Here is a 12,128-nt window from a genome sequence, read left to right on the forward strand (position 1 = left end):
GGCTCGGTCACCAGATCAGGGTACGGTCTGCCGCTGTGAGATTCCCCGAACGGCACGCCTCTTGCCCCGCATGTGTCGGCGAAGAGGCGATGCGGGCTGCGGATCAGTCGAAGTGTGCGGCGACGGCCCTGGCGACGTAGACCGCGTCGTCGAGGTCGTCGTCGGCGACATTCACATGTCCGACCTTGCGGCCCGGTCTCGGCGCCTTCCCGTAGGTGTGGATCTTCGCCTGCGGGTGCTCGGCCATCGCCGCGCCGAAACGCTCGTCGAGCGTCCCCTCGACGGGTCCGCCGAGGATGTTGACCATCACGGACCACGCGGCTCGCGGCGCGGTGCTCCCGAGAGGAAGATCGGCGACGGCACGCAGGTGCTGTTCGAACTGGCCGGTGACGGCGCCGTCCTGGCTCCAGTGCCCGCTGTTGTGCGGCCGCATGGCGAGCTCGTTCACGAGGATGCGCTCGTCGTCGGTCTCGAACAGCTCGACCGCGAGCATCCCGGTCACGCCGAGCCCTTCGGCGATGGTGCGGCCGATCGCCTCCGCGACCTCGGTCAGGCGCTCGGCGGCGGCGGGGGCCGGAGCGATGACCTCGGCGCACACGCCGTCACGCTGAACGGTCTCCACCACGGGATAAGCGACAATCTCACCGCCCGCTCGACGGGCGACCTGCTGCGCGAGCTCGCGCACGAACGGCACGAGCTCCTCGACGAGAAGCGCCTCCCCCTCGGCGAGCGCTTCCAGCCAGTCCTGCGCGTCCCGTGCTGCACGGACCACGCGCACGCCCTTGCCGTCGTAGCCTCCGCGCGGAGTCTTCACCACTCCTGCTCCTGCGTGCTCGTCGAGGAACGCCTGCAACTCGGTCGTGGTGCGCACAGCCGCCCAGTCGGGCTGGGGCACTCCGAGTTCCGCAAGACGCGCACGCATCACGAGCTTGTCCTGCGCGTACTGGAGGGCGTCCGGCCCCGGGTGCACGACGACGCCGTCTGCGACGAGCTGACGGAGAACGTCCTGCGGCACGTGCTCGTGGTCGAAGGTCACGACATCGACGTCGGCCGCGAAGGCGCGCACGGTCTCCAGATCCCGGTAGTCGCCGACCGCGGTGGCCGCGAGTCCGGCGGACATCCCTTCACCCTCGGCGAGCACTCGCAGTTCGAGCCCGAGTTCGACCGCCGGAGCGATCATCATCCGGGCCAGCTGTCCTCCGCCGATCACGCCAACACGCAGCGCCATGTGCCGCCTCCATTCGTCTGCCCCCATTCTCCCGCACCGATGCGGGCGTGCACGACAGATTGCGGATCGGCGGCACGGATCACCGCGCTCGGCCGTGCGAATGCCGCCGAATTCAGTCGCCGACGGCCTGCGCGTCGCGGTGCGCGAGAATCTGCCCGACCTCGATCTGGTCGGCGAGGGTCTCATGCACGAGGGTCACGTTCGGGACGTTCGCCAACCGCAGCGGCGTGTCGACGCCGTTCGACAGCGTGATCGTGCCCGAGCCCCACATCCGCTGCAGCGGACCGCGGCGAACGGCGATGGTGTAGCCCCGGGCATGGGACATCTCGTGACGCCGACGGGAACCGATCCCCTGGCGGGCGATGACCCTCCTGGTCGTGACGGTGGTGCTCCGCGAGTACCAGATGACGAACGGCAGCACGACGGCCAGCAGCACCAGAGCCCCGGCGGCGGTGAGGAGCATCCAGTCCTCGATACCCTCTGGCAGATTGCCGAAGAAGTACCCCGTCGCCCCGAAAGTCGCGATGAGCACGAGTGCCGACCCGAACAGGCGACGTGCGTGGCTCCGGAAGCGCGCGATCAGCAGCTCCTCCGAAGGCGTACCGGGCGGCGGCATCAGGGGCCTCCCGCCGAGCGTCACAGGCTGGGTCACCCCACCATTGTGCCCGTGATCTGCGACAAAGCCGTCTGTGCGGCGGCGTGTCAGGTTCCGGCCGGTCGCACGTGCACGACGTCGCCGGCGGAGATCGGGTACTCGCGACCATCCGATTCGACCAGAAGACGGCCCTCCGCATCGATCGCCGTGGCCACCCCGTCGAGGGAGCGGCCGGCCGGCAGAGACACGCTTACCCTCAGCCCGAGCGTCGCGCAGCGGGCGGACACGACACCGTGCAGGCCGCTCACGACGGCGTCTCCAGAGGCGGTCAGCGCCGACAGGTGCCCGTCGAGCTTCTCGAGGTAGGCGGACAGCAACCGGTCCTCGTCCACGACGACGCCGAGGGATGCGAACGACGTCGCCGTCGGCACAGGGAGCTGCTCGATCGTCATGGCCGTGTTGACGCCCGCCCCGACGATCACCGCCGCCGTCGTCGCCTCCGCGAGGATGCCGCAGATCTTCCGCCCGTCGACGAGAACGTCATTCGGCCACTTCACGGCGACGTCATGTCCGACGAGCTGCTCGGCGATCGCCTCCGTCATTGCCGCACCAGCGGCGAGCGGGATCCATCCCCGCGCGGCCGGATCGGCCGGAATCATGCGCAGCAGCACCGAGATCGCGAGAGCGGAATCCGCCGGCGCGACCCACGTGCGATCGAGGCGACCACGTCCGGCCGTCTGGTTGCGCGTGACCAGGGTCGCCAGGTGCGGCCAGTCCCCGGCGTCAGCCGCTTTCGCCCGCAGGTCGGCATTCGTCGAACCGGTGTCCGCCACCAGCTCGAGGCGAGGCACGATCGCGCTCGCGAGCGGGAAGTCCATCCTCAGGCGTCCTCGTCGTCTGTTTCTTCGTCGTCGTCGTCCTCGTCTTCGCGGACGGTTCCGACCTCATGCGCCTGCCAACGCTCCCACTCCTGCATGAGGCGCTCGACCGCGGCATGGAACTTCGCGGTCGCCACCCCCTGCGTGGTGTCGCCGAAGTAGTGCTGGACCCACATCCGCAGCCGGGCGATCGCAGCCTCATCGGCTCGGACCCGATCGACCTCGGCGACGATGTCGACCGCAGCCTCCGCGGTCAGCCATTCGCAATCCGACAGGTAGCCCTGCGTGTCGATCGATGCCTGCTCGTCCGTCGGACGCGTGATCATCAGCGGCTTTCCGGCGGCGAGCCGGTCGTAGACCATGGCGGAGATGTCGACGATGGCGACGTCGGCCGCGGTGAGCTGCCAGCCCAACTCCGGAGCCGCGTCGTAGACATGGTGAGCGGTCGCGTCCGCGGCATTCGCCGCTTCGATCGCGGCCACGATCCGTCGATGCGCGGCGCCGTACGCCTCATCGACCACGCCACTGCGGGGATGGGGGCGGTAGATCACACGGTGGGCACCGGTCGCCAGCAGCCGGCTCACGAGCTCCTCGCCGTGCGAAGCGATCGAACCGTAGTGGGCGCTGGGACGGTCGCCTTCCCAGGTCGGCGCATAGAGCACGACGGTCCGCTCATCGGGCGTGTACGGAAGCGTTCCGGAGTAGTGATCGGCCTGCGGGCGCCCGATCTCGATCGTGCGGTGGTTCACGTCGTAATCCCACAGCGTGCGCGAGAGACGATCCCGAGCGGCCTGTCCGGCGACGAAGGCGTAGTCGTAGGCCTTGTACTGGTTCGTCGTCATGTACATCTTGTCGGACTCGCCGTGATTGATGAACACATGCCAGCGCCGCCCGTACCGGAACATCTGGAAGTTCCTGGTGTTCTGGTTGACGTACAGCACGATGCGGATGTCCTGGGTGGCGATGAACCGCTCCAGATCGCGCACCTTCGGGACGAACACCACCGGAGGGGCGTCTTCTTCGAGGAGCTTCTCGGTCCCGGTGGCCTGCCGGGAGAGCACGACGACGGGCCAGCGCTTCGCGAGCTCGGCGAGCGGGCGGTACCACTGACGCATCTGGTACATGTTCACGGCACCGTCGGCGAAGTAGACCGCGACCTTGAAGTAGTCGGTCGGGAACGGCTCGCGCTCGGCGAGCCGGCGTCGCACGCGCTGCACCGCGGTGCGAGACGCGAGCGCCCGCTTCAGCAGACGGTATGCCTTCTTCGCGTCAGACAGTGCACCCATCCCTCCAGAATAGTTCGTCCGCGTCCGATCCTCCCGCCGCAGCCCGTCCCGCGGACTGCGGACGCCCTGCCGCGCCCTCGATCAGGGAACGTGCGTGGACACCGTGCCATGATCATCATGTGCGCGCCGACGAATTCTCCGCTCCCCTGCCCGGGGTGTCCTTCGTGATGCCGGTGCTCAACGAACGCGCGTACCTCGAACACGCGATCGCCTCGGTGCTCGCTCAGGATGTCGATGCCCCCACCGAGCTCGTGCTCGCGCTGGGCCCGTCGACGGATGGCACGACCGAGCTCGCCCGACGACTCGCGGCGACGGACGACCGCATCCGGCTAGTGGACAACCCTGCGGCGCACATCCCGGTGGGGCTGAACGCCGCGATCCGGGCAAGCCGCTACGGCACGATCGTGCGCGTCGACGCGCACTCCGAGCTCTCCCCCGGTTACGCCGCCCTGGCGTTGCAGACTCTGGAGCGCACCGGATCGGCGAACGTCGGCGGCGTGATGCACGCCGAGGGGCGCACGCCCTTCCAGAAGGCGGTCGCTCGTCTGTACAACTCCCCTGTCGGGCTCGGCGGAGGCGCCTATCACGGGAGTTCGCAGGAGGGCGAGGCGGAGTCGGCGTACCTCGGCGTGATGCGGCGCGACGTCCTCGATGAGGTCGGCCTGTTCGACGAGTCGATCCGACGTGGCGAGGACTGGGAGCTCAACCTACGGATCCGACAGGCCGGCCACAAGGTGTGGTTCGACCCCGATCTGTCGGTCACCTACTGGCCGCGGGAGAGCTGGCTGCGACTGGCTCGGCAGTTCCGCGCGACGGGCGCCTGGCGCGGTGAGCTCGTGCGTCGGTTCGGTCGCCGCAACGGGATCCGCTACTTCGCCCCGCCCGCGCTCGTGGTGGTCGTGGCCCTCGCCGTCGTCATCGGCGTCCTGCAGCTGACGGGCGTGCTCAGCGGAGTGGCGTCTCTGATCGCATCGATCCTCGTCTACGTGCCGCTCGCGCTGTATCTGCTGCTCGTGATCGGCGTGGCGCTCGCGCCCGGCGGAGGGGGCGTGCGCCAGCGGGCGTGGACGCTCCTGGTGCTGCCGACGATGCACATCTCCTGGGGCCTCGGCTTCCTGGGTGGTGTGCTGCGCGGTGCCCGCGACACCGTCGACGCCTCGCGCCTCGGCACCCGGAACACACCTCTCCCCTGACGCGGCCGCGCGGACTCAGGGCGTGACGAACCCCAGATCGAGGATGCGGTCGACCACACGCTGCGCGGCATGACCATCGTCGCGGGAGTTGAACTGCTTCCGCCAGGCCGCATAGCGATCCGCGTACGCGGCCACGTGGCCCGCGTCGTCCAGAGCGGCCGCGAGCTCCTCCTGAGTGCGCACGAGCGGACCGGGTGCGCGCTCCGCGAGGTCGAAGTAGAACCCGCGCAGCTGTCCGCGATAGTGATCGATGTCGGGCACCAGGAAGTACATCGGCTTTCCAGTGACGCTGAAGTCGAACATCACCGAGGAGTAGTCGGTGATCAGGGCGTCTGCCGCCAGAAGCAGCCGAGCCGTCTCGGGGTACCCGGTCACATCGATGACCCGTGCACCCGCGCGATCGCGTCCCTGTTCCAGAGTGCGGGAGTGACCGCGCACGAGGACCACGGCGTTCGCCTGGTGCGCCAGAAGCTCGGCATCGACGAAGTCGACCATCTCGGCACGGTCATCGCGCCAGGTCGGTGCGTACAGGAGCACGCGCTCCTCGGGCCCGATCCCCAACGCCGCGCGGACCTCGGCAGGGTCGCCGTTGGTGAGCGCATCGTTGCGGGGGTATCCCTCCACCCAGATCGGCCGCCCGAGGAAGGCGTACGCCTTGCGCAGGATGCGCTCGGAATAGGTGTTCTGGGCCAACAGGACGTCCCAGCGCCGGGATTCCTTCACGACCGCGGCCATCCGTCGCGGATCGAAGCCGGGACGGTGCAGGGCGAGCCGCTTGAGCGGTGTGCCGTGCCAGGTCTGGAGCACCTTCTGCCCCGGCTTGCGGGCGAACCGTCGACGCAGCCAGTCGTTGACCACCAGCAGCCGTGCGGCTCCGCGGGCGTGCCACCACTGGGGGCTGCCCTCGACGACGGCGATCGCCCCCTCCGGCACCTCGACCGAGAGGTCGACGACGCTCCAGTAGCGTCGCACCTCGGGTGCGCGCGCCGCGAGCTCGCGATCGATGGCCCGCGGGTTGCATCCGACGCTTCGTCCGTAGAAGCTCTCGAAGAACACGGCGTTCTCTGTGCCGCCCGCCTGCGCGACGTACCGTTCCTCGAGGGTCGAGCGCCCCTCAGCGGTCTCGTACACCGGATCCACCGGCGCGGCGATGCGGACGGCACCGGCATTCAACGCGATCCGAACCCCGGTGAGCACGGCAGGAGCGAGTCGCACATCATCGAGATCGACGTCGGCGATCCGCAGCTCGTACGTCCCCGTCGGCAGGGGAAGCGAAGGGCCGCCCCAACGGGAGGCCTGCAACGGGAACGTCGCCTTCCAGGTCTTGCCGCCCCCGGTGACACGAGCCTCGACGTGCGCTCGCGGTCCGACCAGGTCGGCCGTTTCCGGTCGCTGACCGGTCCCTTCGATGATCAGGGCCTCCGCCGCGTCATCGATGCGGGCCGTTGTCATGCTGCTCCCTTCGGCGCGGGAATCCCCCGCGCGCGGATGACCTGGTACACGCGCTCGGTGTTGCGCCCGTCCCGATATGCGTGCATCTCCGCGCTGAGCGTAGCGGAACGCTCGGACGCCGCGTCGTGGGCGGCTGTGTCTTCGAGGAGCGCTTCGAGCTGTGCCAGGAGCTCCGCCCAGTCGGTGGCCGCGTCGGGGCCTGCGACGTCGTCGTACCGGCCGTAGAAGCCACGAGTGCGGGCGTACTCCTCAGCATCCGGAGCCAGGAACAGCACGGGCGTGCGCAGCAGACCGACGTCGTATGCGAGCGAGGAGTAGTCGGTGACGAGCACGTCGAACGCGGCGAGCGCCGGCGTCACGTCGGGAAGCATCGCAGCGCCGAGCGCGTGCACCCTGCGGCTCGGAAGCGGGGGCGCATATCCGCCCTCTCCCAGGGGATGAGAGCGCACGAACAGGACGGCGTCGTGCTCTTCGAGGACCCGGACGATGCGGATCCACTCCTCAGCGGTGGGAACGGCGGGGTCGGGAGCCCCATCACGCCAGGTCGGCGCGTAGAGGATGGTGCGCGCGGTATCGGGAACTTCCCCCACGACGCTGCGAAGCAGAGCGGATGCCGCGGACCTCACGTGTTCCGCCGATCCTGCCGAGAGCACGTCGACGCGAGGTTCCCCTGTGACCACCACACGGTCATCACCCAGGCCGAACGCGGACTCCAAGCGCCCCCGTGCGCGGTGCGAAGCGGCCGGGAGCACGCGGATGCGCTGGGCTGCGGCGCGGTAGAGGATACCGACCGCGCGACGCAACAGCGCCGCCGCGGGAACATTCGGAACCTGGGTCGTCGCCGGAGAATCCAGCCCGATCCGCTTCAGCGGGATCCCGTGCCAGAGCTGGACCACGAAAGCGCCGCCGTTCGCGTAGCGGTTCACGTCGCCGAGTCCGTGGGTGACCACGAGCACCCCCGCCCGAGCGGTCGTCCACCATCCGCGCAGTCCGCTCTTGCGCACGGTGCGGATACCGAGGGCGGCAGCGTCCCGATCCTCGCGCTCCGACGCCGTGAGCCAGACGGTGTCGTGGCCCGCCTCGGACGCGTAGCGCTGGAGTGCGAGAGCGCCGTCGCCCACTCCGGCACCGCAGCCGAAGACCCAGCGCCGGCCGCGCGGAAGGAGGAGGGTGCCGATGCGTCCGACGGCATACAACGGGATCCGGAGGAGCTTGGCCGCATTGCCGGTGCCGAAAGAGAAGGACGCCACTCCGCGAGCCTATCGCGGCGGTGGCGTCCTTCCCTGTGCGTGGTGGGGTCAGCCGGCGAGTTCGCCGAGCGTCACCTCGATGTCGTACTCCTTGCCGCCGCGCACGTAGGTGACCTTGGCATCGCTGCCGGCCGCCGCCGCGCGCACCTGCGCGGTGAGATCGCTCGCGCTGGTGATCGGGACGCCGTTGAACCTGGTGACGATGTCGCCCTCCTGGATACCCGCAGCTGCGGCGGCGCCGCCGTCGGTCGCCTTGGCGATGTACGCCCCGGAGACGGTAGCGCCCTGCACGCTCGAGGCATCCTGGACGGACGCGCCGAGCAGGCCGTGCGTCGCCGCACCGTCGGCGATGATCTCGTCCGACACCCGCTTGGCGATGTTCGACGGGATGGCGAACCCGATACCGATCGACCCCGACTCTTCGGAGCTTCCCGAACTCGCGATGGCCACGTTGATGCCGATCAGCTCGCCCTTGCTGTTCACGAGCGCGCCGCCGGAGTTGCCGTGGTTGATCGCGGCGTCCGTCTGGATCACGGCGATCGAGATGGAGTCCGAGGTCTGCGGCGTGCCGCTTCCGGGGATGTCGAACTGGAACGGCCCCTGACCCTGACCCTGATCCGGCGTCTGCTGCTGGTCCGGGGCGTCCTCGGAGGAGGAGTCGGGCAGGGCGGACGAGGCGATCTGGATGCTGCGGTTCAACGCACTCACGATGCCGGTGGTGACGGAGTTCGCGAGCCCGAGAGGAGCGCCGAGCGCCACAGCGGTGTCGCCGACGTTGAGCTTCGAGGAATCGGCGAAGTCCATCGGGGTCAGCCCCTTGGCGTCCTTCAGCTTGATCACGGCGAGGTCGTAGATCGGGTCTGTCCCGACCACGGTCGCCTCGAAGATGCGCCCGTCCGATGTGGTCACGCGGATCGTCGGATCGGCGACCGCGCCGCCGAGGGTCACGACGTGCGTGTTGGTGAGCACGTAACCGTCATCGCTGATGATGACACCGGATCCGCTGCCTCCCTGATCGGCGCCCGCCACCTCGATGGTGACGACGGACGGGAGTGCGGCCGTCGCGACCGCTGTGGTCTCGTTGACCGATCCCGGGTTGTTCACCGTCACCGTCTGCGGACCGGAGGCCGTGCCGGAGGACGGGCGGTCCTGGAGGCCGTTCAGCAGCGCACCGCCGCCGAACCCGGCGACGCCGCCGACCAGAGCGGCCGCGACGATGAAGGCGGCGAACTTCGCGCCCCCACGAGGCTTCTGCTCCTTGGTCTTCGCGCCATCGCCCTGCGTGCCGTACGCGGCGCCGCCGTCGAGCGGCTGCGTGGGCTGGGTGTAGGACGCCGCGGTGGGGATGCCGAAGGCGGCTCCCTGCGCGGTGGCTGCGCCCGGCGCGCCGGCGGCAGGTGCTGCGTAGCCGTGAGGGACCGGAGCGATCACGGGCGCGGCCGGGGCCTGCGAGGTGAACGTCGACGGCATCTGATGCCCCTGCATGGGGGCGGCAGCGGCCGGCGCGTTGGGCGCCGGGGCGGCAGCGGCCGGCGCGGTCGTGTCAGCGGCGGCATCCGTCACCGGCTGAGCGGCGATCTGTGCGGCCTCGGTGGACGGCGTGGCGTCGTTCGACGCGGATGCCGACTGGTCCTGGGGGTTGTCTTCGTTCATGGTGTGTGCTCCTTCGACGACCATTTCAGAATGACGCCTGTATCTGTGCGTTCCTTATGCCGAAGATGAGTTTCAGCTATGGCCTTAGCCTGTTCTTCATGAGTGTCATTCCCGGCGCATGGCGTCGTACCGCAGCGGGGGCAGGTCTGCTCGCTGCCGACGGAACCGTCGCGCCCACCATCTTCGCAGAGATGTCGGCAGCGGCGGCTCGAACCGGGGCGGTCAATCTCGGCCAGGGCTTCCCCGACGAGGACGGTCCCGCAGAGGTGCTGGAGGCGGCGCGAGCCGCCATCGCGAGCGGAGCCAATCAGTACCCGCCCGGTCGCGGCACACCGGATCTCCTCGATGCCATCAGCGAGCATCAGCGGCGCTTCTACGGGCTCCGTGTCGATCCTTCCAGCGAGGTGATCGTGACGGCCGGAGCGACGGAGGCTCTGACCGCGACCCTGCTGGCGCTGATCGACGGCCCCGAAGACGAGGTGGTCGTGTTCGAGCCCTACTACGACTCCTATGCCGCTGCTGTGGCGCTCGCGGGGGCGCGGCTGCGCACGGTTCCGCTGCGCGCTCCGGACTTCCAGCCCGACCTCGAGCGGCTCGCCGCGACGGTGACCGATCGCACCAGGATCATCCTGGTCAACGACCCGCACAATCCCACGGGAGCGATCTTCGGGCGTGAGGTGCTCGAAGAGGTGGTGCGCCTGGCGGAGAAGCACGATGCGATCATCGTCACCGACGAGGTGTACGAGCATCTGGCGTTCCATGCCGCGCACACCCCGATCGCCACGCTCCCCGGAGCATCCGCGCGCACGCTGACGATCTCCTCGGCCGGGAAGACCTTCTCCACGACGGGGTGGAAGATCGGGTGGGTGCATGGACCGGCCGCGCTCATCACGGCCGTGCTCACCGTGAAGCAGTACCTCACCTACGTCAACGGCTCGCCATTTCAGCCGGCTGTCGCCGTGGGGCTGCGGATGGACGACGCGTACTTCACGGACGCGGCCGCCGTGCTCGCCCACAAGCACGGGATCCTCGGCGACGGGCTGAGGGCGGCCGGATTCACCGTGCACGCCCCTCAGGGCGGCTACTTCACCGTCGCGGATGCGACGGCGTTGGGCGGAGAGGACGCCGCGGCCTTCTGCCGGGCCCTGCCGGAGCGCGTGGGCGTCGTGGCGATCCCGCTCACGGCCTTCGTCTCCGAGGAGCACAGGAGCGAATACGCGGGCCTGGTGCGCTTCGCCGCCTGCAAGCGCGTCGAGGTCCTCGAAGAGGCGGCGACGCGCCTCGCCCGCTTCTCTGCGTGACCACGCCTGGCCAGGCCTGACCCGGGCCGGGTCCGCGCCTAGGCTTCCGGGGCCACGACCTCGCGAGGAATGACGGAGTACCGCCGCACGCGCAGCGACGGGTTCGTGATCCGCACGCGCTCGATCGTCTCCCTCTCGACCACCGCGACGGCGATCCCGGGAGCGGTTCCCACTCCGGCGAGTACGACGCCCTGGGGATCGACGATCTGCGAGTGTCCCACCCCGATCGGGGTCGGATGGTCTGCCGCGACCACGTAGACGGTGTTCTCGATCGCACGAGCGGCGAGCAGCGTCGTCCAGTGGTGTTCCTTGAGCGGCCCCCTGACCCACTCGGCCGGCACGACCAGGGCATCGGCCTGCGCATCGACCAGGGAACGGGCCACTTCAGGGAAGCGGAGGTCGTAACAGGTCATGAGCCCGAAACGCAGGCCCCCCAGCTCGAAAGTCGCGGCCTCCCCCACCTCACCCGGCTCCACCCAGTCGGACTCGGTCTGGCCGAACGCGTCGTACAGGTGCTGCTTGCGGTACACGGCGAGGACGCGGTCACCCCGCACGGCCACCACGGTGTTGCGCACTCGATGCCCGTCGGTCGCCCGTTCGGCCAGACCCGCGACGATCACGACGGCGTACTCGGCGGCCAGTGCCCTCAGGGTCTCGACGAACTCCCCGTCGAGGTCCTCCGCATTGGCAGCCAGGCTCTCGTCCATGGGGTCGACGAAGTAACTCGAGTACTCAGGGAACACGATCAGCTTCGCCCCCCGCCCGGCGGCGTCGGCCGTCAGCGCGGCGATCCGCTCCCGGTTCTCGGCTCGGGAGGCGGTCGGCGCGAACTGGCACACGGCGACGGGGACGGCTGCGGTCTCGGACATGTCTCCATCCTCTCGCATCGACACGCCCGGGACGTCGCCCGGAGGCCCCCAGGATTCGCCCGCCTTCGGAATCCGTGATAAGTTACTTCTTGTGCCGCGGGGTGGAGCAGTTCGGTAGCTCGCCGGGCTCATAACCCGGAGGTCGCAGGTTCAAATCCTGTCCCCGCAACAAGAAAGGCCCCGAGATCATCACGATCTCGGGGCCTTGTCCTTTTTGGGCCGAGTCCTATTCGACAGATTCAGTCGACAGTTGGCCGATTGGGGCGAACGGCTGCGAAGTGCTCCTCGGCGAGATCAGCAGGCTCCTCCAAAACGGAATCGGTATCCCCAGCGACCTGAGCAGCTCTGTCTTCGACATCCGCTCAGGGAACCGGCCGGTTGACGCGGCATATCTCACCGGAACGACAACCTGGGGCTCTCACG

10 protein-coding genes and 1 tRNA gene are annotated in these 12,128 nt (G+C 69.2%); 3 read left to right on the forward strand and 8 right to left on the reverse strand.

Annotated elements, in window-relative coordinates:
- Window positions 1-103 precede the first annotated feature (103 nt).
- From ASC55_RS04920 to ASC55_RS04935, 4 genes are all read right to left on the reverse strand, one after another.
- Window positions 104-1,228: a 5-(carboxyamino)imidazole ribonucleotide synthase gene (locus ASC55_RS04920; protein ID WP_055873227.1), complete on the reverse strand. Its 1,125-nt coding sequence runs from the start codon at window positions 1,226-1,228 to the stop codon at window positions 104-106.
- A 112-nt stretch (window positions 1,229-1,340) separates the two neighbouring features.
- Window positions 1,341-1,844 (reverse strand): PH domain-containing protein, encoded by a 504-nt coding sequence (locus ASC55_RS04925; protein ID WP_082524238.1) that lies wholly within the window; start codon window positions 1,842-1,844, stop codon window positions 1,341-1,343.
- A gap of 86 nt (window positions 1,845-1,930) precedes the next feature.
- Window positions 1,931-2,701, reverse strand: coding sequence for a biotin--[acetyl-CoA-carboxylase] ligase (locus tag ASC55_RS04930; protein ID WP_055873232.1), 771 nt, complete (start codon window positions 2,699-2,701; stop codon window positions 1,931-1,933).
- 2 nt (window positions 2,702-2,703) lie between these two features.
- Window positions 2,704-3,987, reverse strand: a complete 1,284-nt coding sequence (locus tag ASC55_RS04935) for a CDP-glycerol glycerophosphotransferase family protein (RefSeq protein ID WP_055873235.1) — start codon at window positions 3,985-3,987, stop codon at window positions 2,704-2,706.
- A gap of 119 nt (window positions 3,988-4,106) precedes the next feature.
- Here ASC55_RS04935 and ASC55_RS04940 point away from each other — a divergent pair, with 119 nt between their 5' ends.
- Window positions 4,107-5,180 (forward strand): glycosyltransferase family 2 protein, encoded by a 1,074-nt coding sequence (locus ASC55_RS04940; RefSeq protein ID WP_268244457.1) that lies wholly within the window; start codon window positions 4,107-4,109, stop codon window positions 5,178-5,180.
- Window positions 5,181-5,195: 15 nt separating this feature from the next.
- Here the strand turns inward: ASC55_RS04940 and ASC55_RS04945 are convergent, their stop codons facing one another.
- The 3 genes from ASC55_RS04945 to ASC55_RS04955 are packed head-to-tail and all read right to left on the reverse strand — an operon-like array spanning window position 5,196 to window position 9,535.
- Entirely contained in the window at window positions 5,196-6,632 is a 1,437-nt protein-coding gene (locus ASC55_RS04945) for a CDP-glycerol glycerophosphotransferase family protein (RefSeq protein WP_055873238.1), read from the reverse strand.
- Window positions 6,629-7,882, reverse strand: a complete 1,254-nt coding sequence (locus ASC55_RS04950) for a CDP-glycerol glycerophosphotransferase family protein (RefSeq protein ID WP_055873241.1) — start codon at window positions 7,880-7,882, stop codon at window positions 6,629-6,631. The genes ASC55_RS04945 and ASC55_RS04950 overlap by 4 nt, the downstream gene beginning before the upstream one ends.
- A gap of 48 nt (window positions 7,883-7,930) precedes the next feature.
- On the reverse strand, window positions 7,931-9,535 hold the full coding sequence (locus ASC55_RS04955) for a S1C family serine protease (RefSeq protein WP_055875926.1): 1,605 nt from the start codon (window positions 9,533-9,535) through the stop codon (window positions 7,931-7,933).
- Between the two features lie 98 nt (window positions 9,536-9,633).
- On the opposite strand from ASC55_RS04955, the gene ASC55_RS04960 reads away from it, so the two are divergent.
- Window positions 9,634-10,836, forward strand: a complete 1,203-nt coding sequence (locus ASC55_RS04960) for an aminotransferase class I/II-fold pyridoxal phosphate-dependent enzyme (protein WP_055873244.1) — start codon at window positions 9,634-9,636, stop codon at window positions 10,834-10,836.
- 38 nt (window positions 10,837-10,874) lie between these two features.
- On the opposite strand, the gene ASC55_RS04965 is transcribed toward ASC55_RS04960, so the two are convergent.
- On the reverse strand, window positions 10,875-11,705 hold the full coding sequence (locus ASC55_RS04965; protein WP_055873248.1) for a carbon-nitrogen hydrolase family protein: 831 nt from the start codon (window positions 11,703-11,705) through the stop codon (window positions 10,875-10,877).
- 95 nt (window positions 11,706-11,800) lie between these two features.
- Here ASC55_RS04965 and ASC55_RS04970 point away from each other — a divergent pair.
- A tRNA-Met gene (locus tag ASC55_RS04970) sits at window positions 11,801-11,874 on the forward strand.
- Window positions 11,875-12,128 lie beyond the last annotated feature (254 nt).

Origin of the sequence: Microbacterium sp. Root322, assembly GCF_001425645.1 — a bacterium.
In the GTDB taxonomy this organism is placed as follows: domain Bacteria; phylum Actinomycetota; class Actinomycetes; order Actinomycetales; family Microbacteriaceae; genus Microbacterium; species Microbacterium maritypicum.

Excerpts from the sequence above, each read along its gene's own strand:
- ASC55_RS04920 (WP_055873227.1), bottom strand. The coding sequence starts at position 1,228 with ATGGCGCTGCGTGTTGGCGTGATCGGCGGAGGACAGCTGGCCCGGATG.
- ASC55_RS04925 (WP_082524238.1), bottom strand. The coding sequence starts at position 1,844 with ATGCCGCCGCCCGGTACGCCTTCGGAGGAGCTGCTGATCGCGCGCTTC.
- ASC55_RS04930 (WP_055873232.1), bottom strand. The coding sequence starts at position 2,701 with ATGGACTTCCCGCTCGCGAGCGCGATCGTGCCTCGCCTCGAGCTGGTG.
- ASC55_RS04935 (WP_055873235.1), bottom strand. The coding sequence starts at position 3,987 with ATGGGTGCACTGTCTGACGCGAAGAAGGCATACCGTCTGCTGAAGCGG.
- ASC55_RS04945 (WP_055873238.1), bottom strand. The coding sequence starts at position 6,632 with ATGACAACGGCCCGCATCGATGACGCGGCGGAGGCCCTGATCATCGAA.
- ASC55_RS04955 (WP_055875926.1), bottom strand. The coding sequence starts at position 9,535 with ATGAACGAAGACAACCCCCAGGACCAGTCGGCATCCGCGTCGAACGAC.
- ASC55_RS04960 (WP_055873244.1), top strand. The coding sequence starts at position 9,634 with ATGAGTGTCATTCCCGGCGCATGGCGTCGTACCGCAGCGGGGGCAGGT.
- ASC55_RS04965 (WP_055873248.1), bottom strand. The coding sequence starts at position 11,705 with ATGTCCGAGACCGCAGCCGTCCCCGTCGCCGTGTGCCAGTTCGCGCCG.